Origin of the sequence: Ferruginivarius sediminum, assembly GCF_003344765.1 — a bacterium.
Classification (GTDB): Bacteria; Pseudomonadota; Alphaproteobacteria; order Kiloniellales; family Rhodovibrionaceae; genus Ferruginivarius; species Ferruginivarius sediminum.
Genome location: NZ_QPMH01000012.1, coordinates 12,326 through 34,449, shown reverse-complemented (window position 1 = coordinate 34,449; position 22,124 = coordinate 12,326). Strand labels below are relative to the sequence as shown.

The 22,124-nt window shown below is 65.8% G+C and carries 27 protein-coding genes; 9 read left to right on the top strand and 18 right to left on the bottom strand.

The features are described 5' to 3' along the window. Positions 1 to 64 precede the first annotated feature (64 nt). Positions 65 to 736, bottom strand: a complete 672-nt coding sequence (locus DRB17_RS12980) for a ChrR family anti-sigma-E factor (RefSeq protein WP_114582645.1) — start codon at positions 734 to 736, stop codon at positions 65 to 67. Further along, a complete protein-coding gene (locus DRB17_RS12975) occupies positions 736 to 1,377 on the bottom strand; it encodes a sigma-70 family RNA polymerase sigma factor (RefSeq protein ID WP_241503834.1) in 642 nt (213 codons plus the stop codon). The genes DRB17_RS12980 and DRB17_RS12975 overlap by 1 nt, the downstream gene beginning before the upstream one ends. 178 nt (positions 1,378 to 1,555) lie before the next feature. On the opposite strand from DRB17_RS12975, the gene DRB17_RS12970 reads away from it, so the two are divergent. Genes DRB17_RS12970 through DRB17_RS12955 form a run of 4 tightly spaced genes read left to right on the top strand, consistent with a single transcriptional unit; the run spans position 1,556 to position 5,484 of the window. Then, positions 1,556 to 2,890, top strand: a complete 1,335-nt coding sequence (locus DRB17_RS12970; protein WP_114582643.1) for an NAD(P)/FAD-dependent oxidoreductase — start codon at positions 1,556 to 1,558, stop codon at positions 2,888 to 2,890. 10 nt (positions 2,891 to 2,900) lie between these two features. After that, positions 2,901 to 3,677, top strand: a complete 777-nt coding sequence (locus DRB17_RS12965) for a DUF1365 domain-containing protein (protein WP_114582642.1) — start codon at positions 2,901 to 2,903, stop codon at positions 3,675 to 3,677. Between the two features lie 11 nt (positions 3,678 to 3,688). Continuing rightward, the gene (locus tag DRB17_RS12960; RefSeq protein ID WP_114582641.1) at positions 3,689 to 4,954 is read left to right on the top strand and encodes an SAM-dependent methyltransferase; all 1,266 of its coding nucleotides are present in this window, start codon (positions 3,689 to 3,691) and stop codon (positions 4,952 to 4,954) included. Beyond that, positions 4,951 to 5,484 carry a DUF3833 family protein gene (locus tag DRB17_RS12955; RefSeq protein ID WP_114582640.1) on the top strand — a complete coding sequence of 178 codons (534 nt, stop codon included), beginning with the start codon at positions 4,951 to 4,953 and terminating at the stop codon, positions 5,482 to 5,484. The genes DRB17_RS12960 and DRB17_RS12955 overlap by 4 nt, the downstream gene beginning before the upstream one ends. A gap of 4 nt (positions 5,485 to 5,488) precedes the next feature. Here DRB17_RS12955 and DRB17_RS12950 read toward each other — a convergent pair whose 3' ends face one another. The 4 genes from DRB17_RS12950 to DRB17_RS12935 all read right to left on the bottom strand — a co-directional run bounded on the left by DRB17_RS12950 (position 5,489) and on the right by DRB17_RS12935 (position 8,956). Next, positions 5,489 to 5,917: a nuclear transport factor 2 family protein gene (locus tag DRB17_RS12950; RefSeq protein WP_114582639.1), complete on the bottom strand. Its 429-nt coding sequence runs from the start codon at positions 5,915 to 5,917 to the stop codon at positions 5,489 to 5,491. Next, on the bottom strand, positions 5,914 to 6,687 hold the full coding sequence (locus DRB17_RS12945; RefSeq protein ID WP_114582638.1) for an SDR family NAD(P)-dependent oxidoreductase: 774 nt from the start codon (positions 6,685 to 6,687) through the stop codon (positions 5,914 to 5,916). Before DRB17_RS12945 ends, DRB17_RS12950 begins: the two co-directional genes overlap by 4 nt. Beyond that, the gene (locus DRB17_RS12940; protein WP_114582637.1) at positions 6,681 to 8,231 is read right to left on the bottom strand and encodes a cryptochrome/photolyase family protein; all 1,551 of its coding nucleotides are present in this window, start codon (positions 8,229 to 8,231) and stop codon (positions 6,681 to 6,683) included. The genes DRB17_RS12945 and DRB17_RS12940 overlap by 7 nt, the downstream gene beginning before the upstream one ends. Before the next feature lie 116 nt (positions 8,232 to 8,347). Continuing rightward, positions 8,348 to 8,956, bottom strand: coding sequence for a YceI family protein (locus tag DRB17_RS12935; protein WP_114582636.1), 609 nt, complete (start codon positions 8,954 to 8,956; stop codon positions 8,348 to 8,350). Between the two features lie 133 nt (positions 8,957 to 9,089). Between DRB17_RS12935 and DRB17_RS12930 the strand changes: the two genes are divergently transcribed. The 4 genes from DRB17_RS12930 to DRB17_RS12915 are packed head-to-tail and all read left to right on the top strand — an operon-like array spanning position 9,090 to position 12,407. Next, positions 9,090 to 10,076, top strand: coding sequence for a zinc-dependent alcohol dehydrogenase (locus tag DRB17_RS12930; protein ID WP_114582635.1), 987 nt, complete (start codon positions 9,090 to 9,092; stop codon positions 10,074 to 10,076). A 3-nt stretch (positions 10,077 to 10,079) separates the two neighbouring features. Further along, complete coding sequence (locus tag DRB17_RS12925; protein WP_114582634.1) at positions 10,080 to 10,493, top strand: 6-pyruvoyl trahydropterin synthase family protein; 414 nt, start codon at positions 10,080 to 10,082, stop codon at positions 10,491 to 10,493. 4 nt (positions 10,494 to 10,497) lie between these two features. Next, on the top strand, positions 10,498 to 11,547 hold the full coding sequence (locus tag DRB17_RS12920) for a glycosyltransferase family 4 protein (protein ID WP_241503833.1): 1,050 nt from the start codon (positions 10,498 to 10,500) through the stop codon (positions 11,545 to 11,547). Then, on the top strand, positions 11,544 to 12,407 hold the full coding sequence (locus DRB17_RS12915) for a class I SAM-dependent methyltransferase (protein ID WP_114582632.1): 864 nt from the start codon (positions 11,544 to 11,546) through the stop codon (positions 12,405 to 12,407). Before DRB17_RS12920 ends, DRB17_RS12915 begins: the two co-directional genes overlap by 4 nt. Here the strand turns inward: DRB17_RS12915 and DRB17_RS12910 are convergent. The 4 genes from DRB17_RS12910 to DRB17_RS12895 all read right to left on the bottom strand — a co-directional run bounded on the left by DRB17_RS12910 (position 12,404) and on the right by DRB17_RS12895 (position 15,175). Further along, positions 12,404 to 13,066 carry a RibD family protein gene (locus tag DRB17_RS12910; RefSeq protein ID WP_241503832.1) on the bottom strand — a complete coding sequence of 221 codons (663 nt, stop codon included), beginning with the start codon at positions 13,064 to 13,066 and terminating at the stop codon, positions 12,404 to 12,406. The two genes, DRB17_RS12915 and DRB17_RS12910, sit on opposite strands and share 4 nt — an antisense overlap. 128 nt (positions 13,067 to 13,194) lie before the next feature. After that, positions 13,195 to 14,004, bottom strand: coding sequence for a creatininase family protein (locus DRB17_RS12905; protein ID WP_114582630.1), 810 nt, complete (start codon positions 14,002 to 14,004; stop codon positions 13,195 to 13,197). Beyond that, entirely contained in the window at positions 14,001 to 14,822 is an 822-nt protein-coding gene (locus tag DRB17_RS12900) for a polyphosphate kinase 2 family protein (RefSeq protein ID WP_161958810.1), read from the bottom strand. Before DRB17_RS12900 ends, DRB17_RS12905 begins: the two co-directional genes overlap by 4 nt. Beyond that, on the bottom strand, positions 14,819 to 15,175 hold the full coding sequence (locus DRB17_RS12895) for a TraR/DksA family transcriptional regulator (RefSeq protein WP_114582628.1): 357 nt from the start codon (positions 15,173 to 15,175) through the stop codon (positions 14,819 to 14,821). Before DRB17_RS12895 ends, DRB17_RS12900 begins: the two co-directional genes overlap by 4 nt. Positions 15,176 to 15,326: 151 nt before the next feature. On the opposite strand from DRB17_RS12895, the gene DRB17_RS12890 reads away from it, so the two are divergent. Next, positions 15,327 to 16,898: a peptide chain release factor 3 gene (locus DRB17_RS12890; protein ID WP_114582718.1), complete on the top strand. Its 1,572-nt coding sequence runs from the start codon at positions 15,327 to 15,329 to the stop codon at positions 16,896 to 16,898. A 24-nt stretch (positions 16,899 to 16,922) separates the two neighbouring features. On the opposite strand, the gene cysE is transcribed toward DRB17_RS12890, so the two are convergent. The 8 genes from cysE to DRB17_RS12850 all read right to left on the bottom strand — a co-directional run bounded on the left by cysE (position 16,923) and on the right by DRB17_RS12850 (position 21,958). Beyond that, a complete protein-coding gene (cysE, locus tag DRB17_RS12885) occupies positions 16,923 to 17,759 on the bottom strand; it encodes a serine O-acetyltransferase (protein ID WP_114582627.1) in 837 nt (278 codons plus the stop codon). 13 nt (positions 17,760 to 17,772) lie between these two features. Beyond that, positions 17,773 to 18,081, bottom strand: a complete 309-nt coding sequence (locus DRB17_RS12880) for an AzlD domain-containing protein (RefSeq protein WP_161958809.1) — start codon at positions 18,079 to 18,081, stop codon at positions 17,773 to 17,775. Then, complete coding sequence (locus tag DRB17_RS12875) at positions 18,060 to 18,692, bottom strand: AzlC family ABC transporter permease (protein WP_161958808.1); 633 nt, start codon at positions 18,690 to 18,692, stop codon at positions 18,060 to 18,062. The genes DRB17_RS12880 and DRB17_RS12875 overlap by 22 nt, the downstream gene beginning before the upstream one ends. Positions 18,693 to 18,766: 74 nt before the next feature. Further along, positions 18,767 to 19,642 (bottom strand): aminotransferase class IV, encoded by an 876-nt coding sequence (locus tag DRB17_RS12870; protein WP_114582624.1) that lies wholly within the window; start codon positions 19,640 to 19,642, stop codon positions 18,767 to 18,769. Between the two features lie 4 nt (positions 19,643 to 19,646). Further along, positions 19,647 to 19,970, bottom strand: a complete 324-nt coding sequence (locus DRB17_RS12865; RefSeq protein ID WP_114582623.1) for a cupin domain-containing protein — start codon at positions 19,968 to 19,970, stop codon at positions 19,647 to 19,649. Positions 19,971 to 19,990: 20 nt separating this feature from the next. Next, positions 19,991 to 20,668 (bottom strand): 2OG-Fe dioxygenase family protein, encoded by a 678-nt coding sequence (locus DRB17_RS12860; RefSeq protein WP_114582622.1) that lies wholly within the window; start codon positions 20,666 to 20,668, stop codon positions 19,991 to 19,993. Further along, positions 20,665 to 21,360 (bottom strand): RraA family protein, encoded by a 696-nt coding sequence (locus tag DRB17_RS12855; RefSeq protein ID WP_161958807.1) that lies wholly within the window; start codon positions 21,358 to 21,360, stop codon positions 20,665 to 20,667. The genes DRB17_RS12860 and DRB17_RS12855 overlap by 4 nt, the downstream gene beginning before the upstream one ends. Further along, positions 21,350 to 21,958, bottom strand: a complete 609-nt coding sequence (locus DRB17_RS12850) for a type 2 periplasmic-binding domain-containing protein (RefSeq protein ID WP_114582620.1) — start codon at positions 21,956 to 21,958, stop codon at positions 21,350 to 21,352. Before DRB17_RS12850 ends, DRB17_RS12855 begins: the two co-directional genes overlap by 11 nt. Between the last annotated feature and the right edge of the window lie 166 nt (positions 21,959 to 22,124).

Genomic DNA, 22,124 nt, shown 5'->3' with positions numbered 1-22,124 from the left:
GGCATCCTGCGTTGCGCGTATCGTTCCTACCCATAAATACGCGCGAAGCCCGGTTTCGGATCACTCACATATCGATGAAGTAGTTGAGAAGCCGGCCAATCGGGCCGGTCATCCGCAGCGGCGCATCCGTCACAGCAAGACAGATGCAATCGCACTCGCTGCCGGCCACCGGCCTGTGCGTGACCTCGGCGTCGGCAACCTCAACGTCGCCCCGGCCGAAGCGCCCGGACTCGTCAGAGAAGCTGCCCTGAAGGACCAGCGTGTATTCGCGCCCACCGTGGGTGTGTGTGGGCACCTTCGCTCCGGCCTTGATCCACAGCAGCCGGGTGCGATAGCCGGGCGCGTCGCGCAGGATATCGCACTCCGCAACGCTTCCGCCGCGCTCTCTCCATGGCAGGGACGATAGATCGGACCCGACGAGCGCGCGCAAGGGCGCGGGAATCTTCGCCGCGTCTCCGCTCGGCGGCCCCGCTGGCACACCCGGCTCACCCGCTTCAAACGATTCCGGTACATGCTCACCCAGGCGCGCGAGGACGCTGTCCAGCGCATCTTCCGACATGCTGGCCGGCTCCATCTCCTCCAGCAACGCACCGCCGATCGCTTCCAGATCACGCACCTCCCGGCGGCTCTCCGGCGCCAGGGTGAGATGCGAGGCCACAAGCAGCGCAACCGGCTCCGCGAGGTTGCCGGTCGCGTAATCCAACAGCAATTCGTCAGGTGCGGGGTGCTGCACCATCACTGCACGTCCTCCAGCATCGTTCGCAGGCGGGCCAGCGCCAGCCGCAAACGTGACTTCACGGTTCCCAAGGGCAGGTTAAGCTCCTCGGCGATTGCACTGTGCGACTTATCCTCGAAGTACGACAGACGGAGCAGTGTGGATTGCTCCACCGGCAATGTCGTCACGGCTTTGCGCAAAAGCGCTTCGCGCTGCCCTGCCTCGACAGTCTTGTCGGCTGCCTGGAGCGGTTCCGGTATCAGCGCCGGGTCCTCGGGATCGATGTCCGGCCACCTATCGCGGCGGATCGCATCGATGCGCTTGTTCCGCGCTATTGTGAAAATCCAGGTGCTCGCCCCGGCCTGCCGTCGGTCGAACTGCGCGGCGCGGCGCCAGACCGTCAACATCACCTCCTGCGCCAGCTCCTCGGCAAGTGTGTCGCCAGCGCCCAACCTGCGGAGATACGCTTTGAGGCGCGGCGCGAAGTGGCGGAACAGCAACGCGAACGCTTGCCGGTTCCCGCTAGTCGCGATTTCCTCGATCAGGTTCGAGGAGTCTTCCGCCGTGAGGTCGGTACATTCACCCATCCCGCTATTTAAGGCGTGCGACGCATGAGCCACAACACAATCGTAAGGCGTCGAAACCATACGGCGATCGCTCATCGCGTACCTCCCTGGTTTCTTTTACGCCGGGGGCTCCGCTTCGGATCATCCACGAATCTTAGGCAATATCGGATTGCGCCGGAACAGGGTGCCTACATTAGCGTTTGATCCAAAAGGCCGCATTGTTCGTAGGAATAGCGTTCCACGAATGTCGCCAGCAGGAGTGTGAGTAAACCGAATGCGGATTGCGATCGTCGGGACCGGCATTGCCGGCATGGGTGCAGCCTGGGCCCTGAACCAGCGCCACGACATAAAAGTATTCGAGGCCGATAGCCGGCCCGGCGGTCATGCCAACACTGTCGACATCGAGGTGGAGGGGCGGCAAATCTCTGTCGATACCGGCTTCATAGTTTACAACGACCGCAACTATCCGCACTTGAAGCAGCTTTTCCGGGCGCTTGGCGTGATGACGGAGCCGAGCGACATGTCATTCGCCGTGTCGCTGCAAGACGGCCGGAGAGAGTACGCAGGCAGCCTCCCCGGGCTGTTCGCGCAGCCGGCCAACGCGCTCCGACTGTCGCACTGGGAAATGATCCGCGATCTCTTGCGCTTCTACCGCGAGGCGCCATCGCTTCTTGAGGGCAATGATACCTTCGACGGTAGCCTTGGTGACTACCTGCGAAGGCATGATTACGGCCGAGCCTTCGTCGCCGACCACTTGCTTCCCATGGCGGCGGCCATCTGGTCCTGTCCGGCGGGACGTATGCTCGACTTCCCGGCCAAGAGCTTCGTGAAGTTCCTATACAACCACGGCCTGATGCTGGTGAAGGGCCGGCCGCAATGGCGTACCGTCACAGGCGGCAGCCGGGCCTACGTGCGTCGTCTGACGCAAAGCTTCCGGCATCGTTTGCGCCTATCCACGCCGGTGGTGTCCGCGCGGCGCGATGCGGCCGGAGTCTGGATCACCACCGCGCAGGGCGAGATGGAGCGCTTCGACCATGTCGTGCTTGCCTCGCACGGGGATCAGGCGCTGCAAATCCTGGGCGCCGACGCCGACGTGGCGGAACGCGAAATCCTGGGCACGTTCGCCTATTCCCGCAACCGCGCCATCCTGCACCGCGACCCGGCACTGATGCCGCGGCGCCGGGCGGTGTGGTCAAGCTGGAACTACCTGTCAAACCCTCACGGCGGCATGGAAAGCAACGTCTCGGTCACCTACTGGATGAACCGACTGCAGAACATCAAGGCACCGGATATATTCCTGTCCCTGAACCCGCTGCGAGACCCGGACCCCTCCCTGGTCCACGCCGAGTTCGCCTACGATCATCCGATGTTCGACAGCCGCGCCGTGGCCGCGCAGGCCCGGCTGCCGGAGGTTCAGGGCGCGCGCCGGACGTGGTTCTGCGGCAGCTATTGTGGGTACGGATTCCATGAGGATGCGCTGGAGGCCGGTCTTGCGGTCGCGGAAGCCCTGGACGCACCTGTTCCGTGGCGGGACACGGTTGTACCGGCTAGCCCGGCCGCGCTGACCGCGGCCCCCCTGCCCGAAACAACCGCAATGGCGGCGGAGTAGACAACCCACGATGCAAAGCGCGCTTTACATCGGCAACGTGATGCACAGGCGGCTGCAGCCATTCCGCCACCGCTTCAGCTACGGCGTTGTGTCGCTCTTCATCGACCTTGACGAGCTGGCGGAGCTGGACAAGCGATTGCGCCTGTTCTCCGTCAACCGGGCCAACGTATTTTCGTTCCACGAGCGCGACCATGGCCCACGCGACGGCAGTTCACTGCGGACATGGATAGATGCACGCCTGGTCGAGGCCGGCATCGACCTTCAGGGCGGGGCCGTGCGGCTTCTGTGCTTTCCGCGCATGTGGGGCTACGTGTTCAACCCACTCACCATGTGGTTCTGTCATCACCGGGACGGCGGCCTCCGGGCCGTCCTTTACGAGGTGCGCAACACCTTTGGCGAGCAGCATTGCTACCTGCTTCCGGTCGAAGCGGGACACGACCACAACACGCCGATCCGTCAGAGCTGTGACAAGGCCTTCTATGTCTCGCCCTTCATCACGATGGAGGCACGCTATCGCTTCCGATTGCTGCCGCCGGGCGAACGACTGTCAGTTTCGATCCGGGAGGAAACCGCCGCCGGCGAAACGCTCGTCGCCACACAGACCGGCCGGCGTCGTGCCTTGAGCGATCGGAGCCTTCTGCGGGCGCTGGCGACGCACCCGGCGATGACCTTCAAGGTGATCGCGGCGATACATTGGCAAGCCCTGCACCTTTGGCGAAAGGGTGCGCGCTTCCACCGCCGCCCGGCCCCACCCGCCGAAACCGTTACACACTCCAAGTGCCCCTAGGAGGTGAGTCCATGACAACCACTGGTGGCAGCGAATTCACGGACGCGCGCCCGTGCCGAAAGGACCGCGCGGGCACCCGGCTGCTGCTGACGCTGGTCCGCCGCATCCGGGCCGGCCGCTTGACGCTGATCCTGCCCGACGGAGAGCAGCACACCGTTATTGGTTCCGCCCCCGGCCCCCACGCGGAACTGTCCGTGCACCGCATGCGCATGCTGCGGCGCCTTCTCACCGGCGGCGCGCTGGGCTTCGCCGAAGCCTATATGGACGGTGACTCCGACAGCGAGGACATTACCGCCCTGCTCGCCCTCGCCGCACAGAACCAAACAACCCTCGCAGGCGTCCTTCGCGGCAAATTCGTCAGCCGCGCCTGTGCGCGGCTATTCCACCTGCTACGCCCGAACACAAGGCGCGGGGCGCGGCGCAACATTGCCGCCCACTACGATCTGGGCAACGATTTCTACCAAGCTTGGCTCGATCCGACGATGACCTATTCGGCGGCCGTTTTCGCGCATCCCGGCCAGGACCTTGCGCGGGCGCAGGAGGAGAAATATCGCCGGATGGCCGGTATCGCCGACATTCGCCCGGAACACCACGTCCTTGAGATCGGCTGTGGCTGGGGCGGTTTCGCCGAGTTCGCGGCGCGGGAGATCGGCTGCCGGGTGACCGGCGTCACCATATCCGAAGCCCAGCACGACTACGCGCGCCGTCGTCTGGCCGACGCGGGACTGGACGGCCGGACCGAAGTCGCGCTTCGCGACTACCGTAACCTGGAGGGCCGTTATGACCGCATCGTCTCCATCGAGATGGTTGAGGCGGTTGGCGAAGCGTGGTGGCCGACATTCTTCCAGCGCCTGCACGACCTGCTGAAGCCGGGCGGGCGCGTGGCGTTACAGGCGATTACGATTGCCGACGAGGTGTTCCCGAGCTACCGCCGCAACACGGATTTTATTCAGCGCTATATCTTCCCCGGCGGCATGCTGCCATGCCCGACCGCGCTTCACGATCACGCCGGCGCGGCGGGACTGCGGATGGAGGGCGCGGCCGCCTACGGCCTGGATTACGCGGAGACGCTGCACCGCTGGCAACAGGCTTTCGAGCGGGCGTGGCCGGGAATCGCCAAAATGGGATTCGATGAGCGGTTCCGGCGGATGTGGCGGTACTACCTTGCGTATTGCGAAACCGGCTTTCGCGAAGGGCGTATCGATCTCTACCAGATCGCCTTTTCGCGTCACTCGACGACGACGGGCACCCAACCCCAACGGGATACGGGTGAATGAGAGTGGAAGATTTCGCGGGCACGAGCCCGCCAATGGCTTTGGAGGACTTCTTCGCCGGACAAAGCCGGGCCTGGGGCATCTTCCAGGACCGCTTCGGGCGCCTGCGTCAGCAGTTCGCGGTCAACATCGACGGCGAATGGAATGCCCGCAGCCGCACGCTGACGCTCAGGGAGGATTTCACCTACCACGGCGGCGAACAGGAACGGCGGGTCTGGACGATCGAGAAGCTGGACGAGCACCACTACAGTGGTTGTGCCGACGATATCGTCGGAACCGCCTTCGGGGCGGCCTTCGGCAACGCTCTCAGGCTCTCCTACCGCATGCGCGTGAAGATCGGCGGCAAGGATTGGACGCTCGACTTCGACGACTGGATGTTCCGGCAAGGTCGCGATGTGGTCATCAACCGGGCCACGGTGCGGAAGTGGGGCCTCGTGCTGGGGACCGCAACGATCTTTTTTCGAAAGGCAATCGAGCGGGACGACGACCTCGGGTGGATGAACCCGGAATTCCAAGTGGCCGCCGCCGAATAGCCGTCTAAACCGCCAACCGGCGACGCACGGCGCGCATCACGCGGCCCAATACCGGGATTCGCTCGTAGACCTGCGAAGCCGCGTCCCAATGGTCGATGTGCGCCGTGACTCGGCCCGTCTCGTCGAAACGGACTTCGCTCATGCCCACGATGGTCCAGGGTTCCCGGCCGCGCGGCGGACGGCACGTGAAAGTCCAGCGCAGATAGGCCGTCCGCCCGCTGATCGCCCAGTCGTCCACCGTGAAGCGCGGGTCGCGCACATCATGGAACATTCGTTCCAGCACGGCCTGAAAGCGCTCGACTCCCGTCACGTCGTTGAAGGGGTCCCTGAAGTGGACATCCCGCGCGCAAAGCCGGGACAATCCAACAAGTGTCTCCGGCGTCAGCGCCTCGAAGAATGCGGCATAGGCGCGGATATTCGGCTCGATGGTCATACCTTGCCGCGCGGGATCATCCGGCGCATCAGCGGCAGTGCAAAAACGTATGGCATGGCCCGGAAAAGCTTCATGAACCAACAGAAAAGGCGCGGGAAGACGATCTCGAAGCGCCCGGAGCGCAGGCCCTTGTAAAGCGCCTCGGCGGCATCATTCACATCCATCAGCATCGGCATCCGGAAGCGGTTCCGATCCGTCAAAGGTGTGCGGACGAAGCCGGGATTGACGAGCTGCAGGACGATACCTTCCTCTTCCAGCTCGGGCCGCAGGGATTCCGCCATGTTGATGAGCGCAGCCTTGCTGGCGCCATAGGCTGACGCGCTCGGCAGGCCGCGATAGCCGGCGACCGAGGCTACGACGGCAATCCGCCCCCGCCCTCGCTGCCGCATGCCGGGCAGTAGCGCCTCCAGACACTCGGCGACGCTCAGGACGTTCAGATCGATCAACTTCCGCACGGTTTCGGCGCTGAAGTCCTTGGCCCGCATGGGCTGATGCGTTCCGGCGTTGAGCACCGCAAGCGCGATGCCACCCTGCTCCGCTTCGATCCGGCCAACGGTCTCGCGAACGGCTTCGCGATCCGTGACGTCGAGCGGATAGGAGTGCATGCGGCCCCCGTGGTTGCGCGCGATAGCCTCCAGTTCCTCCCCGCGCCGGGCGGAGATCGCGACAGTCCAGCCGGCCCGCGCCATACGTTCGGCCAGCGCCCGGCCGATACCGCTGCTGGCCCCTGTGATCCAGACGCAGCCATCGTTCGGTGTCGGCCTTACCATGCGCCAGGCTCCGTGTACTTGAGGCTATCGAGGAAATTCCGTGCCCTGGACCGGAGGCTGGCAACCTTCTCCGGGCTCATCCGGTCCAGGCTGCGCAGCGGCATCGCCATGCGCGGGTTGCCGGCCAAGGCCTCGCGGTTCTTGGCGATGAAGTGCCAGTATAACGCGTTGAACGGACAGGCCTCCGCCTCCGTCTGTTTGCGCACATCGTAGCGGCAATTCCCGCAGTAGTTCGACATGCGGTCGATATACTTCCCGCTTGCCGCATAGGGCTTCGAGGCCAGCACGCCGCCGTCGGCGAACAACGCCATGCCCTGGACATTCGGCAGTTCGACCCACTCGTAGGCGTCGGCGTAAACGGCCAGATACCAGTAATTCACGGCGACCGGGTCGACACCGGCCAGCAGCGCGAAGTTGCCCGTCACCATCAGGCGCTGGATATGATGTGCGTATGCTTGCTTGCGGGTCTGGCTGACGCAGTCCCGCAGGCAGGCCATGTCCGTCTCGCCCGTCCAATAAAACTCGGGCAGCGGGCGCGTCGCGCTCAGAGCATTGGTTGCGGCGTAGTCGGGCATCTTCAGCCAATAGATCCCTCGGATGAACTCACGCCAGCCCAGTATCTGCCGTATGAACCCTTCGACCGCGTTCAACGGGGCGTCGCCGTCGCGCCAAGCTTGCTCCACCCGGCCGCAGACCGCCTCCGGGTCCAGGAGGCCCGCGTTGAGGTAGGCTCCGATGCGCGCATGATAGAGTACCGGCTCGCCAAGGCGCATCGCGTCCTGATAGTCGCCGAAGCTTGGCAGCGCGTGAGTGACGAAATGCTCGAAGGCGGCCCAGGCGTCCGCCGCCGTCACAGCCAAGTCGAAACCGTCGAGGTCGCCGAAATGATGGCCGAAACGCTCGGCAACCAAATGGAGTACCTGCTGTGTCGTCGCATCCGGCGCGAATCCCAGGTGGGACGGCACGGACAGGTCTTCCGGCAGCGCATTGCGGTTCTCGGTGTCGTAGTTCCACTTGCCGCCCGCGGGCGTGCCGTCGGGTTCCATCAGGAAGCCCGTGCATCGGCGCATCTCGCGATAGAAATGCTCCATGCGCAGCGTCTTCCGGCCATTGGCCCAACGGGTAAAGGTCGCCGGCCGGCAGAGAAACCGGTCGTCGTCCAGGATTTTCACCGGCACGCCCATCGCTTCACGCCAGCCGTCCATCATGCGGCGGACGCGCCATTCCCCGGGCTCCGTCACCACGATGCGCTCGGGCTTGTGCCGCGACACCGCACGTTCCAGTTCATCGGTGAATGAACCTATATTGTCGGAATCATCAAGCGTGACGTAATCGACCGTGATGCCCTCCGCGCGAAGTTCCTCGGCAAAGTGACGCATGGCGGAGAAAACAAACGCGATCTTCTTCGGGTGATGGCGGACGTAGGTCGCCTCTTCCATCACCTCGACCATCAGCACGACATCGGACTTCGGATCGAGACCGCAAAGTGTCGGTATATTTCGCGACAACTGATCGCCAAGAAGGAAACGGAGCGCGGCAGTCATTCCGATCGTCGCGACTGGTTTGGCGGCGGAGCCGGTTGCAAAGGCCCCGCCGAGGTGGAATTTTGTTTGTGTCATCACCCCGTTTACGAAACTCGGGGGCGGACGGATTTTTCGTGCTATTCCTCTTCCTGGCGCTTCGCCTCGAACTCGATGATCAAGTGGATCTCGTCGCCGACCCAGCCGTTGGCGGCGGCGTAGGTCATGCCGTAATCGGTGCGCTTCACCGTGCCGCGCGCGGAGATGCCGACCGCATAGTGGCCGTCGCCGAAGGGATAAAAGGTGCCGCCCTTGTACGTGACGTCCAGCGTCAGGGGTTTGGTGACGCCCAGCATGGTAAGCTCGCCCTTCAGTTTCGCCTTGCTCTCCCCAGTCTTGACGGCCTCGTCGGCGGTGAAGGTCATCGTCGGGTATTCCTTCACATTCAGGAAATCCGGACCGCGCAGGTGCTCGTCGCGCCGCTCGTGGTTGGTGAACACGCTCGCCGTCTGGATCGTTATCTCGACGTCGGAGACGGTGTTCGCCTCCTCGTCATAGACGAATGAGCCGCTGGCCTCGCGGAACATACCCAGGACATCCGCCAGTCCCAGGTGATGGACCAGGAAGCCGATGGAGATGTGCTCCGGGTCGAGTGTGAATTCGCGTGGCTCGGCCTTCGCCGGCGATGCGGAAACGCCAATGGCGATAAGGGCGGCCGCGGCCAGCGGCGCAAGGCGGAATGACGGCATGACGTAAGCTCCCTGTGGATTTTGCATGGGTTGTGCCGCGCCGCATTAGATCGCGCGAAATAGGCCCTCGACAACCCCTCGCCGCGGCGCCTGTGCTTCGCTACCTTCAGCAACATCATTCGCAGGAGTCGCAATGACCGCGCCGAACGCCCGCGCGTTCTGGGTCACGGAACCCGGACACGCCGAAATCCGCGAAAGCCAGTTGCCGCCGCCGCAGCCCGGCGAAGTGCGGGTTCGCACACTCTATTCCGGCATCAGCCGGGGCACCGAAAGCCTTGTCTTCCATGGCGAGGTGCCGGAAAGCGAGTGGAATCGCATGCGAGCGCCCTTCCAGGAGGGCGGCTTTCCCGGACCGGTGAAGTACGGCTATGCCAGCGTCGGCGTCGTGGAAGACGGCACCCCTGCCCTGCGCGGACAGGCGGTGTTCTGCCTCTATCCGCATCAGACGGCATACAATGTCCCTGCAGAGGCTGTTGTCCCCCTCCCCGACGGCGTGCCCGCCGAGCGTGCGGTTCTGGCCGCGAACGCGGAGACGGCGGTGAACGCGCTTTGGGATGCAGGGCCACGTGTGGGGGACCGCATCGCCGTGGTGGGCGCCGGCACCGTGGGCTGCCTTGTCGCCGGCCTCGCCGCCGCGATCCCCGCCACAAGGGTGCAGTTGATCGATGTGAATCCCGAGAAAGCGGGGGCGGCCAATGCGCTTGGCATTCCCTTCGCGAGCCCGGACAAGGCCGAAGGCGAAGCGGATCTGGTTATCCACACCAGCGGGCACGCCGACGGCCTGCGCGACGCCCTGGCGCTGGCCGGGTTCGAGGCCACGGTGCTGGAGCTTTCCTGGTACGGTACGCGGGATGTCCCCCTGCCGCTGGGCCGCGAGTTCCACGCCAAGCGCCTGACCCTGGCGTCATCCCAGGTCGGCAGCGTCAGCCCGGTGCGCCGCGCGCGCTGGACCCACCGCCGGCGACTGGAACTGGCGCTTGAAGTGCTGCGAGACGCGCGCTTCGATGCGCTCATCACCGGGGAGAGCCGCTTCGAGGATCTGCCGAACGCCATCGCGCGGCTCGCCCGCGAGCCCGGCGGCACGCTCTGCCATCGCATTGTCTACGCTCAGGAACCGTAAAGCATGTTCACAGTCATCGTCCGCGACCGCTTCATGATCGCGCACAGCTTCTCGGGCGAGGCCTTCGGCCCGGCCCAGCGGTTGCACGGCGCCACCTATGTCGTCGATGCCGCATTCCAGCGTCCGGACCTGAACCTCGATGGCGTGGTCGTCGATATCGCCGCCGCCGGAAACCTGCTGAGCGCTGTCCTGGGCGAGTTCAATTTTCACAACCTTGACGACCTTCCCGCCCTCAAGGGCGCCAACACCACCACCGAGTTCATGGCGAAGGCCGTCTTCGACCGGCTTGCCGCCCGCATCGGCGAAGGGGCGTTGGGCGACGATGGCCATGCGCTTACTGGACTGAAGGTGACGCTGGCCGAGTCCGATGTCGCCTGGGCGGCTTACGAAGGCCAGTTGCCGCCACGGACGGCGTAAGCGCTTGGCCGATCTGCACTTCATCGTCCCCGGCGACCCCGAGACGCGCACCGGCGGCTTCATTTACGACCGTCGGATGGCGGAGGCGCTGCAGAATCAGGGCCTGGAGGTGACCGTGCATGCCCTACCCTCCGGTTGGCCGTTTCCCGGCGAGGAGGCACTGCAAGCCGCCGAGGCGCTGTTCGCCGGCCTACCGAGCGGCGCGCTCGTGCTGGTGGACGGGCTGGCCTATGGCGTCCTGCCCGAACTGGCGGCGGGGCATGGCGACCGGCTGCGCCTCGTCGCGCTGGTACATCATCCTCTGGCAGAGGAAACCGGCCTGTCGGTCCAGGACCGCGAAGCACTGTCGGAGAGCGAGTGCACCGCCCTCACCCATGCCCGGTACGTCGTCGCCACCAGCGGCTTCACGGCCAATGCCCTGCTCGACTATGGCGTGACGCAGGATCGCATCGGTATCGTGCCGCCCGGCGTCGAGCCGGCCTCGCTTGCCGCCGGCTCGGGCGGAGAAACCCCACATCTGCTGTGCGTCGCCACGCTGACGCCGCGCAAGGGGCATGACGTCCTGCTGAACGCCCTGGCGGGCCTGGCCGACCGTGCCTGGGCGCTGGATCTGGCCGGCAGCGAGGTGCTGAACGTCCGGCACGCCACGCAGATGCGCCGCCTGTGCAGCGGCCTGAACCTCGACCAGCGGGTGCGGTTTCATGGCGAGCTTGCGGGCGAAGGGCTGGAGGCGCTCTATCGTCACGCCGACATCTTTGTCCTGGCTTCGCACTACGAAGGCTATGGCATGGTGTTGACGGAGGCCGTGGCTCACGGCCTGCCTGTCGTGGCGACGGCGGGTGGCGCCGTACCATACACGCTGCCGGAGGGCGCCGGCCTGCTGGCGCCGCCGGGCGACATCGCCGGACTGCGTGCGGCCCTGGCGCGGGTTCTGGACAGCGCCGAACTGCGCGAACGCATGGCCGCCGGGGCGCGGGCCGCGCGCGACCGCCTGCCGACGTGGGGCGATTCCGCGATGAAACTGGCGAATGCACTGGAGCAGGTGGGGCCATGACGGGCTTCGACCGCGACTGGCTGGCACTACGGGAGCCGGCCGACCATGCCGCGCGGGCCGGAGTGCTGGAGCGGCTGCTGGCGGGTCGTCTGGAAGGGCCTGGCGAGCTACGCATCGCCGACCTTGGCTGCGGCACTGGCAGCAACCTGCGGCACTTGGCGCCGCGCCTGCGCGGCCGGCAGCACTGGACGCTGCTGGACGCCGATGCGGCACTGCTGGCCACGGTGCCGGGCGAGCTTCGGGGCTGGGCCGAGGCGCGCGGCGACCTATTGCAGGAGGCGCCGGACGGCCTGCACTTGGCCGGCGACGGCCTGGAAGCGCGTGTCGAAGTGCGGCAGGCTGACCTCGCGTCCCGGCCGCTGCCGATTGGCGACACGCACCTTGTCACCGCCTCGGCGCTTCTCGACCTGGTCTCGCGCGACTGGCTTGCTGGCCTAGCGGCCCACTGTGCGGAGCTGCGCGCTGCCGTCCTCTTCACTCTCACCTACGACGGCACCATCGCGTGGCAACCTCCGATGCCGCTGGACTGCGACATCGCGGCCTTGGTGAACCGGCATCAGCGCGGCGACAAGGGTTTCGGCCCCGCCCTCGGCCCCGATGCCCACAAGGTTGCGGCGGAGCTGTTCCGCGCGCATGGCTACACGGTGGAGGAAGCTAGAAGCGACTGGCACCTCACACCTGGCGAAACCCTGCTGCAGCAACACCTCCACGCCGGCTGGACCGCCGCCGCAAGCGAAATGGCACCACAGGCGACCGAGGCAATCCACGAATGGCTGGCCCAGCGCATGGACGCGCTGGAAGCCGGTGCGGGATATGTGAACGTCGGCCACATGGATTTGCTTGCAGTGCCGGGAAACTAGGGCGTACGCAGGTCGCAGTCGAACAGGGTGTCCGCACCCATCGGATGGATCCGCACCTTGGGGCGCAACGCTTCGGCCATCGTACCGATCGGCGGTAGCGTTATGCCCGGTCGGCCCGAACCCAGGATCACCGGCGCCACACCGATGTGCAGACGGTCCAGAAGGCCAGCCGCCAGGAATCGGGACACCGTCACGCCGCCGCCTTCCACAAGCACACGTCGCAATCCGCGCGCGTGCAGCGTCCGCAGGATCTCAGCGGGATCCAGGCCGCCATCCTCCGAAGGCACCCCGATAACCTCCGCCAGACCGTGCGTCGCGGCCACGCCACGCTCGTCCGCGCACATCAGCAAGGTATGCGCCGCGCCATCCTGGAACATCTGCCGCTCCGCCGGCAGCCGCCGACGCGGATCAAGCACGACCCGAACCGGGTTCGGGCCCTTGACCCGGCGGACCGTCAGTTGCGGGTCGTCCGCCGCCACGGTCCCGGCGCCGACGACCACGGCGTCGACCAGTGCGCGCAGGCGATGCAGATGGTCGCGGTTCGTCTCGCCGGTGACGTAGTGGGAGTGACCGCTTTCGGTGGCGATCCGGCCGTCAAGCGTCTGCCCGAGCTGCGCGATAGTGAAGAGGGCGTTCGAACCGTCCCTCAATATCGGCAAATAGAGTTCGCAGAAGCTCGCCGCGTCAGCTTCGCAAGCGTCTGGGAGAAGATCCGCCGGCACTGGGCTGTCTGTCCGCCGGCATTCCAGCAGCTGCCGCCATACCTGCGCCGCCGTCAGTGCCGGCATCAGGTCTCGGGACCCGGACGCAGGTTCGACAGTGGGAAGGCCGCCGTTTCCTCGACAAGCTCGGCAAGACACCGCGCAGCATGCTCCACCACGCCGCGGCCCTTCGCCGCGTCCGCCTTGGTGGCGTCGCCCGCCACGCCAGCCGGGTGCAGATCCTGCGCCATCCAGCCGAAACCGACCGCGCCTTCCGGGCGCAGCCGGCGGTACTCGCTCGCCATGGTAAGCGACAGCGGCTCAAAATTCTCCGCCGCTTCCATGCGCACGAGGTCGGGGCGCAGGTGCAGCATGATGGAGGTTTCGACCGCACCGCCATGGATGCCGTGGTCCACCTCCTCGTCGTCGAACAACTCTGCCGGCACGCCGAAGCCGAAATAGTTTGCCTTCACTGCCAGCATGCCGCGCCGGCGGCGCAGCTCCAGGGCAACGGCATCTGCGATGTGCGTCTGGCCGCCGTGGGTGTTAAACAGCACCAGCTTGAACACTCCGGCGTCCGCCACGCTCTCGCCGATCTCGGTCCATAGGCGGATCAGGGTTTCCGGCGTGCTCGACAGCGTCCCCGGAAAGGCCTGGTGCTCGATGCTGCATCCCAGCCCCATCACCGGCAGCACCAACAGCGACAGGTTTTCCGGCACCATTTCCAGGGCGTGGGCGACAATGCCCTCGGCGATGCAGGTATCGGTATAGAGCGGCAGGTGCGGTCCGTGCTGCTCGATCGCGGCGACCGGCAGCAGGGCGACCGTCCGCTCGGCGTCGATGGCGGCGAAATCCTCCGTCGTCAGGTCGCGCCAGAAGCCACTCGGCAAGGTCATAAGCCCTCCGGAATGTTGAGGCCCAGCCGTTCGCGCGCCGCCCTTGCCACGTCGCGGGCCAGCGGCGCCGGGGCCAGGTCCAGCCCCTCCCCCAGCCCCTCGGCGATCAGGCCCAAAGTATGGACCCGCGCGTACTTCTTGCAGTCGCCTGGAATGACGTGCCACGGCGCGCGCACGGTCGAGGTCCGCTGCACCATCTCCTCCACCGCCTTCTCGTAGGCGTGGCGCATTTCCCGGTTGCGGATGTCGGCCATCGTCATCTTCCACCGCTTCAGTGGTTCGTCGATGCGAGATTGGAAGCGGCGAAGCTGCTCTTTCGGGCTCACATGCATGAAAATCTTGACGATGCGCACCCCATCGTCGAGGAGCATTCGCTCGAACTCGTTGATCTCGTCATAGGCGCGGCGCCACGCCGCTTGGCCGGTCAGGCCCTCCACCCGCTCCACCAGTACGCGCCCATACCAGGAGCGGTCGAAGACGCTGATCCGCCCCGGCTCCGGCAGCAGCGGCCAAAAGCGCGCCAGATAGTGCCGGCCCTGCCATTCCGGCTGCGGCGGGCCGATGGCCCAGAAGCTGCACGCGCGGGGCTCCATGACGGCCGCCATACGGCGGATGACGCCACCCTTGCCGCTGGCGTCCCAGCCTTCCATCACCACAACGCCGCGGGTGCGATGGTGCAGGTAGCTAAGCTGCACCGCCCGCAGTCGTTCCTGGCAGGCGTGGAGCTGCTTCTCGTAGGTCTTGCCGTCCAGTTGGCGCAGCGTTTCGCTGCCACGGAGCGTGAAGTCGGGCGCGGCCAGGGCTGGCGACTCCGTCACCGCCCCGCGTCCTCGGCACAGTCGATGCAAAGCGGCGTGGTCGGGTCGGCTTCCAGCCGCTTCAGTGCAATCTCGTCGCCGCACGAGACGCAGTAGCCGTACTCGCCCTCCTCCATCCGCTGGAACGCGCTTTCGATCCGCTTCAGCTCAAGCTGGCGCCGCCGCTCCGCGGCCTTGGACATTTCCTGGCCCTGCAAGGCGTCCATGCGCGACAGGCGGCCCTGGCGCGTCTGATCCAGTTCGACCGGACGGCGCGCCTCGTCGGCGGATTCGCTGACGTTCTCCAGCTCCGCCTTACGCTCTTGCAGCCGGCGCTTGAAAGCTTCCAGGTCTATATCGGTGCGATCGGTCATGGTTCGATCCTAGACCCGAGGGGCCGGTTGCGACAATTTCTTGATGCAAAATCACCCCTTATTCCCATATCAGGGGCACAGCCTGAACATTCCGTATCGACCAAGCTGAAGGAGTTTCGCGTTGACCACCGCGGCCAGCGAGGCCACGCCGATGACCCCCGTCGCTGAGCAGGCGGCACGGCGGCGGACCTTCGCCATCATCTCGCACCCGGACGCGGGTAAGACCACGCTGACCGAGAAGCTGCTGCTGCTGGGCGGTGCAATCCATCTTGCGGGCCAGGTGAAGGCACGCGGCGAGCGGCGGCGCACCCGCTCGGACTGGATGCAGATCGAGCAGCAGCGCGGAATCTCCGTCTCGACTTCGGTGATGACGTTCGAGTACGGCGGCAACATCTTCAATCTGCTCGATACGCCGGGTCACGAGGACTTCAGCGAGGACACTTACCGCACGCTGACGGCGGTCGATTCCGCAATCATGGTGATCGACGCCGCCCGCGGCATCGAAAGCCAGACCCGCAAGCTGTTCGAGGTCTGCCGCTTGCGCGACGTGCCGATCGTGACATTCGTCAACAAGATCGATCGCGAGGGCCTCGACCCCTTCGCACTTCTCGACGAGATCCAGGAAACGCTGGCACTCGACACCGTGCCGATGAGTTGGCCTGTGGGCATGGGCGTCACCCTTCAGGGCGTCTACGACCTGGTCGGCCGGCGCCTCCTGCCCTACGCCAAACAGGGCGAGCACCCCGAAGCCATCGCCGCCGAACCGGACGGGCTGGACGGCAAGGTGCCGGCGGAACACGCGGAAAAGCTGGCAGAGGATGCTGAACTGATTGAGGCGGCATGCCCCGCCTTCGACCTGGAATCCTATCGCGAGGGGCACCTGACGCCGGTGTTCTTCGGCAGCGCCTTGAAGGAGTTCGGGGTGGAGGAGCTGCTATGGAACCTGGGCCGCGTTGCCCCGCCGCCGCGCCCGCAGCCGGCCCAGCCGCGGGAAATCAAGCCGGAAGAAGAGAAGGTCAGCGGCTTCGTCTTCAAGGTCCAGGCCAATATGGACAAGAACCACCGGGACCGCATCGCCTATCTGCGGCTCGTCTCCGGCCGGTTCAAGCGGGGCATGAAGCTGAAGCAGGCGCGCACCGGCAAGACGATGGCGGTGCACAACCCCATCATGTTCTTCGCCCAGGACCGCGAGCTGGCGGAGGAAGCCTGGCCCGGCGACATCCTGGGCATTCCCAACCACGGTCAGCTTCGCGTCGGCGACACCCTGGTGGAGGCCGGCGAGACCCGCTTCACCGGCATCCCGAACTTCGCGCCGGAAATCCTACGCCGGGTCCGCCTGGACGACCCGATGCGCGCCAAGCACCTGAAGCGCGCGTTGGAGGATTTGGCCGAGGAAGGCGTGACCCAAGTCTTCCGCCCGGTAATCGACAGCTCCTACGTCGTCGGCGTGGTCGGGCAGCTTCAGCTCGACGTGCTGGCCCAGCGGATCGAGACGGAATACAACGTCCGCGCCGCCTTCGAGGCCGCGCCGTTCGAGACCGCCCGGTGGGTCGATGCCGACGACCCGCAGATGCTGAAGAAATTCATCGACCGTAACCGCTCGGCTGTCGCCGAGGATCGGGACGGCGCGCCGGTCTACATGGCCCGCAACTTCTGGGATATGGGCCGCATCCAGGAGGACTGGCCCGACATCCGCTTCTCCGCGACGCGCGAGCGGTGGTAGCGCGGCCGCACGCGCGCTTCCGGCTCAGTCGAAGACCTGGTCCATCGTCTCCGCAGGGCTTTCCGGGCAGCTCCGCCGCACCACACGGGCCGGAACCCCGGCGACGGTGACGTGCGGCGGTACGGCGTGCAGCACCACACTACCAGCACCGATGCGCGAGCCCTCGCCCACCTGTATCGCGCCCAACACGACCGCACCCGCGCCGATCAGGACATCGTCGCCGACTTTCGGATGGCGGTCGCCCGACTCCTTGCCCGTGCCGCCCAGCGTCACGCCGTGCAGCAGGGAGACGTTGTTGCCGATTGTCGCGGTTTCGCCAACGACGACGCCGGTCGCGTGGTCGATGAAGACGCCGTGTCCGATCTTCGCGGCGGGGTGGATATCCACCGCATAGGTGTCGGTGGCGCGCCCGTGGACGAAGTAGGCCAGCTCCTTGCGGCCGCGCTGCCATAGCACGTGCGCAACGCGGTGGGTTTGCAGCGCGTGGAAGCCCTTGGCATAGAGAAACGCCACCAGTGCGTCGGGAAACGCCGGGTTGCGCTCCACGCTCGCCGCCAGGTCGCAGGCGGAACACGCGGCAATACGCGCGTCGCCCGACATCGCCTCAAGCACCAGTTCATAAACCACCTCGGCGCCGGCATCCGGAGTCGCCAGCTTGTCCGCAATCAGCGCCGCAAGGGCCGAGGTGTAGGATTCGTGGCGCAGGACGGTACGCTCGTAGAAGGCCGACAGCATGGGTTCCGCCGTCTTCGCGGCCTGAGCTTCCCGACGCAGCGTGGCCCAGGTTTCCTGCAGGGCCTCCTGGTGCGAGACCGCCTCGCACAGGTTGCGCGGACGGATCACTTCAGCGGTCGCGGCCATCTCTATTCCTTCGCTAGATCGCGGACAGCAGGTATCGCGCCACCGCTGCCGAACCGGCGCCGCCGAAGACGGCCGCCAGCATGTTGCGGGACACGAGTGCAATCAGAACCGTCGCGAAGGCCGCGGTCAATCCCACGGAGCCCATTTCGATGATGTCGGGCACGATCAACGCGGTCAGCATGGTGCCGGGCGTGTGCTCCAGGCAACGCTCGACATAAGGCGGCAGGTTGAGTCGCCCGACAAGGACCAGGCCCAGAAGGCGCGTGGCAATGATGGCTGCGGCGGCAACCAGGATGCCGATCAGGATGATATCTTGGTCCACGGCTGCGCCCCTCCGATCAGCGCACCGGCCAAGCCGCCGGTGACGACATACCATTTGCCGGGAAGAACCTGCGCGGTCGCCACGGCGATACCGGCGGCGACGAGCCACGGCAGCGCCGACGTCCGTGTGTTCCACATCGATGCCAGGATGAACAGGAAGACAGCGTAATAGACGAAGTCCGCGCCCACGCGTTCCGGCGCCACGATCAATCCGCCCAGCACCGCGCCCGCCGCCGTGCCCGCGACCCAGCCGGCCATTGCCACCAGGCCGCTGCCGACAAGGACGTGAAGCCGCGAGCTCTCGGCATCCGGCGACATGGCGATGGCCCAGGTCTCGTCGATCATGAACAGCGTACCCAGAAGCTGCACCGGGTATGGCGCCCCGCGCATGTGCGGAACCAGCGCCGCCCCCATCATCAGATGGCGGATATTCAGCAGGAACACCGTGATCGCGATCCCGGCCAGTTCCGCCGGCGAGCCCAGCATGTCCAAAATCAGGAACTGCGAGGACCCGGAGAATACGGCCAGGCTGGCCAGGGTGGCGTTGGCGGGCGACACGCCCTTCTCGACCGCCGCCACACCGAACGTCAGGCCGAAGATCAAGAAGCTCACGCAGACCGGAAATCCCAGCTTTGCCCCGAGAAACAGGCCGCTCGACGGACGCGCTGCTATCGAGTGGCGCATCGCTAGGTCGTCTCGCCGCTGTGCGTCAGTTCGCGGAACCTCTGGCGCAGCTTCAGGAAAATCTCGTTCCGCGAGGAGGCCATCTCGTGCCCGTGCAATTCATCGATGGGCCGTATCTCCAGCAGCGTCGAGGTGATGAACGCGGCGTCCGCGGCAATGACGTCGCAGGGATAGAGCGCGACCTCCTCCACCTCGACTTCCAGGCCCTTCAGCAGATCGATCACGATCCGCCGCGTCACGCCGGGGAACACATCGGGCGAAAGTATCGGCGTCACCACCTTACCGGCGATCACAAAGAAGACATTGGCGGCCGAGGCCTCGCAGATACGGCCTTCCCGATCCAGCATGATGCCGTCGTGATACCCTCGGGCCGCCGCGGCCTCGCGCGAGAGATAGCTGTTGACGTAAGTGCCGGAGACCTTCCAGCTCACCGGGATGGCCTGACTGGACACCCGCTGGACCGGCGAGATGTGGCAGCGCAGGCCCGCGTCCACATCGCGGCTTGCCGGCAACGCCATGATCGACACGTCGACCGGAATCTCCTCGATCCCCGTCAACCAGAGGTGGTTGGCCCCGCGATAGGCGATGGGCCGGATGTAGTAGTCGGCTTCGGGGATGGCGTCCAGCAGCTCCTCGATGCCCGCGTAAAGCTGTTCCACGCTCCACGGAGAGGGAAATCCCATCCGCGCCGAGCCGTTGTGCAGGCGTTCGAGATGCGGCCGCGCGTAGTGCAGCCGGTAACGCTGGCCGTTCCTGTAGGCCATCAGCCCGTCGAAGACGGCGAGCCCCATGTGCAGCGACATGCTGCCGATCGAGGGACCAGCCTCCTCGATCGGCGCAAGGGAGCCGTTACGCCAGGTGTAGCGCGGCAACGACATCCGATCAGACCTTGTAGGGTTCGCGCACGGGCGAGAAAACGTCGATGCAGCGGCAGTCGGTGATCGCCCGTGCCTTGTGGCGCGCGAACGACGGTACGATGGCCACGTCGCCCGGCCCCAGCACCTTCGTTTCGTCGTCCACCGTCACCTCGAACTGGCCCTCGACGACGTTGATGACCATCTCGTTCTCGTGCGTGTGCTCGGGCACCTCGTAGCCCGCCTTGATGTCCCAGTGGGCGACGGTCATCCGGTCCGAGTGGACGAAGCGGCCCTGATACCCCTCGATCAGCTCGTGCGGCTTCAGGTCTTTTCGATAGTGGAAATTCATGGCTGCTGCGCTCCCTGTCTTCAGGACACTTCGTACTCGGGCGAGATCTGCCCGTGATCCGGGACGGTGAAAATCAGAACGTCGCGGACCGCCGTGGCCTCGCCCGCGCCGGCACCGTTCTTCTGCTCCGCCGTCACCTCGCTCGTGTAGTGCAGGTGGTCGCGGTCGTCGAAAATGGCGAAGTCGCCTTCGCCAAGGACGCCTTCGAAAATCAGCTCGTCGCTCTCGCGGTTCCAGAACTGCGTGAGGCCGCTCTTCGGGTCGACTCCATCGCGCTGCAGGATGCACAACCCGACGAATTCGTAGCCGTCGCGGTGCCGCCCCTCCGGCACCGGCGACCCCGGCGCCTTGGTTCGGATGTGATGCACGGAAAACGTCTCGCAGCCCTCCGGTAGCGTGCGCAGCCAGACGTCGACGAGCTGCTTGAACGCCGGCGCGGCGACAAGGCTCTCCGGCAACTCCGCGTAATCCCGGTAGATGCCGCCATAGCCCTCCAGCGGATTGATGTCGTTGCTTTGATAAAGAGGCATCGCCGGAAGCTGCTCGACGCTCCCGTCGTCGGTCACCCGGAAGCGGGACATCGAGCGATGGCGATAAACCTCGCCGAAGTGGCTGTCGTGCGGGGTTTCATTCAGGGCGGTTTGGATGGCGTCCGGTCCGATACCGGTCGTTACCACCTTGAAAAGCTGCGTGTTCATATCCGACCAGTCTCCTCGTCGACGAGTTCGTGGAGGGGCTTGCCGGCACGGATCTGCTCGACGATGCCCGTCTCGACCTGCTCGATCTCCAGCGCCTGCGCGATCACCGTTGGGGCAATGGCCTGCGGCACGACCACCACGCCCGTCTCGTCGCCGAAGATCAGGTCGCCGGTCTGCACGGTGACGCTGCCGATGGTGCACGCGCCGCCGGTTTCCGAGACGCGGTAGCCGCCCTGCGTATCCGCCGGCGTGAAGTTGGAAACGAAGACCGGCATGCCGGAGCGCTTGATGACGTGGGCGTCGCGGATCGCGCCGCCGAGGACCATCCCCTCGAAACCGCGGCCCTCCAACGCCTCGCAGCTCAGCCCGCCGGCCAGCGCCATCGTCTCCAGGATCGGCCCGGCCCCGGCGACATAGACCTTGCCGGAGCCTTCGGCGACATCCGGCGCGAGGAAGTCCCTGACCTCGGTCCAGGTCGACGGCCCGGCCTCCTTGATATCGGCCGTCTTGCGCACGGGCGCCCAGGCAATGGTATAGGCCTCGCCGAAAATCGGGCCTCGTCCCGCGCTGGCGCAGGTTATGCGCGGGTCCAGGCAGCCCCACACGCCGTGAGCGTCCAGCACATCGGCGATGGTGCCGGCGTGCAGGCTCTCGACCACCTGCTGCTGATTGCCGGGGCCCCTAAACGACATCGAACGAGGCCTCCCGCTGCTCGGCCGGCTTGGACGCAGCCGCCGGTGCGGCATCCATTCGCGGCACATGGATCGAGAAGCCCATCGGAACCGGGCCATAGTTCTTGACGATCGCCAGATCGTGCTGCTCGGCGGCTATCAGGGTGGTGATGCAGCCGTCGCTCAACCCTCGCACGCAATCCAGGGCCGCCTGCGCGTTGCTGTTCACCAGCCGCCGCTGCACCCCGCCGGGGACAAGTTCGTCGGGAATCAGGCGCTGCGGCGCCGGATGGGTCGAAACCACCGCGGGCGCCTCGCCGGTGCGACTTGCCAGAACCATGTCGTGCGTTGGCATGATGAACAGATCGGCAAGGCTGAACTGCTCCAGGTTGGAAAAGACCAGCGTGTGCAGATCGGGGTACACCACGCACCCCAGCAGCGCGGCATGGGGCGCGCGGCCCATGACCGTCGCGGCCTCCTCAAGGGTCGGGTGAAGCACGACCTCGCCGTCGATGCCGCGATTGTCGAACCACAGCTTCGCGGCCGCCTCGCAGTTGGTTCCGGTCGGACCCAGCGTGTGCAGAACCCTGATATCGCTGAGCGGAACAGTATGCGTCATGGGTGTCCCTTTCCTTCGACAAAGAAGGCTCGAACGGAGTCGGCCTTACGCGCCTCGCTCCGCCTCTCGTAGAGGGGATAAAATTTAACCGGCCTGTCGTGTTAGTTGTGAATCTGGCAACTTAATACCGCACAGAAGGTACGTTTATCAAGTCAAAGTAGAATGA

Bases quoted from the DNA above. Each gene is read 5' to 3' on its own strand.
- DRB17_RS12980 (WP_114582645.1), bottom strand. From the start codon at position 736: ATGGTGCAGCACCCCGCACCTGACGAATTGCTGTTGGATTACGCGACC.
- DRB17_RS12975 (WP_241503834.1), bottom strand. From the start codon at position 1,377: ATGAGCGATCGCCGTATGGTTTCGACGCCTTACGATTGTGTTGTGGCT.
- DRB17_RS12970 (WP_114582643.1), top strand. From the start codon at position 1,556: ATGCGGATTGCGATCGTCGGGACCGGCATTGCCGGCATGGGTGCAGCC.
- DRB17_RS12965 (WP_114582642.1), top strand. From the start codon at position 2,901: ATGCAAAGCGCGCTTTACATCGGCAACGTGATGCACAGGCGGCTGCAG.
- DRB17_RS12960 (WP_114582641.1), top strand. From the start codon at position 3,689: ATGACAACCACTGGTGGCAGCGAATTCACGGACGCGCGCCCGTGCCGA.
- DRB17_RS12955 (WP_114582640.1), top strand. From the start codon at position 4,951: ATGAGAGTGGAAGATTTCGCGGGCACGAGCCCGCCAATGGCTTTGGAG.
- DRB17_RS12950 (WP_114582639.1), bottom strand. From the start codon at position 5,917: ATGACCATCGAGCCGAATATCCGCGCCTATGCCGCATTCTTCGAGGCG.
- DRB17_RS12945 (WP_114582638.1), bottom strand. From the start codon at position 6,687: ATGGTAAGGCCGACACCGAACGATGGCTGCGTCTGGATCACAGGGGCC.
- DRB17_RS12940 (WP_114582637.1), bottom strand. From the start codon at position 8,231: ATGACTGCCGCGCTCCGTTTCCTTCTTGGCGATCAGTTGTCGCGAAAT.
- DRB17_RS12935 (WP_114582636.1), bottom strand. From the start codon at position 8,956: ATGCCGTCATTCCGCCTTGCGCCGCTGGCCGCGGCCGCCCTTATCGCC.
- DRB17_RS12930 (WP_114582635.1), top strand. From the start codon at position 9,090: ATGACCGCGCCGAACGCCCGCGCGTTCTGGGTCACGGAACCCGGACAC.
- DRB17_RS12925 (WP_114582634.1), top strand. From the start codon at position 10,080: ATGTTCACAGTCATCGTCCGCGACCGCTTCATGATCGCGCACAGCTTC.
- DRB17_RS12915 (WP_114582632.1), top strand. From the start codon at position 11,544: ATGACGGGCTTCGACCGCGACTGGCTGGCACTACGGGAGCCGGCCGAC.
- DRB17_RS12905 (WP_114582630.1), bottom strand. From the start codon at position 14,004: ATGACCTTGCCGAGTGGCTTCTGGCGCGACCTGACGACGGAGGATTTC.
- DRB17_RS12895 (WP_114582628.1), bottom strand. From the start codon at position 15,175: ATGACCGATCGCACCGATATAGACCTGGAAGCTTTCAAGCGCCGGCTG.
- DRB17_RS12890 (WP_114582718.1), top strand. From the start codon at position 15,327: ATGACCCCCGTCGCTGAGCAGGCGGCACGGCGGCGGACCTTCGCCATC.
- cysE (WP_114582627.1), bottom strand. From the start codon at position 17,759: ATGGCCGCGACCGCTGAAGTGATCCGTCCGCGCAACCTGTGCGAGGCG.
- DRB17_RS12870 (WP_114582624.1), bottom strand. From the start codon at position 19,642: ATGTCGTTGCCGCGCTACACCTGGCGTAACGGCTCCCTTGCGCCGATC.
- DRB17_RS12865 (WP_114582623.1), bottom strand. From the start codon at position 19,970: ATGAATTTCCACTATCGAAAAGACCTGAAGCCGCACGAGCTGATCGAG.
- DRB17_RS12860 (WP_114582622.1), bottom strand. From the start codon at position 20,668: ATGAACACGCAGCTTTTCAAGGTGGTAACGACCGGTATCGGACCGGAC.
- DRB17_RS12855 (WP_161958807.1), bottom strand. From the start codon at position 21,360: ATGTCGTTTAGGGGCCCCGGCAATCAGCAGCAGGTGGTCGAGAGCCTG.
- DRB17_RS12850 (WP_114582620.1), bottom strand. From the start codon at position 21,958: ATGACGCATACTGTTCCGCTCAGCGATATCAGGGTTCTGCACACGCTG.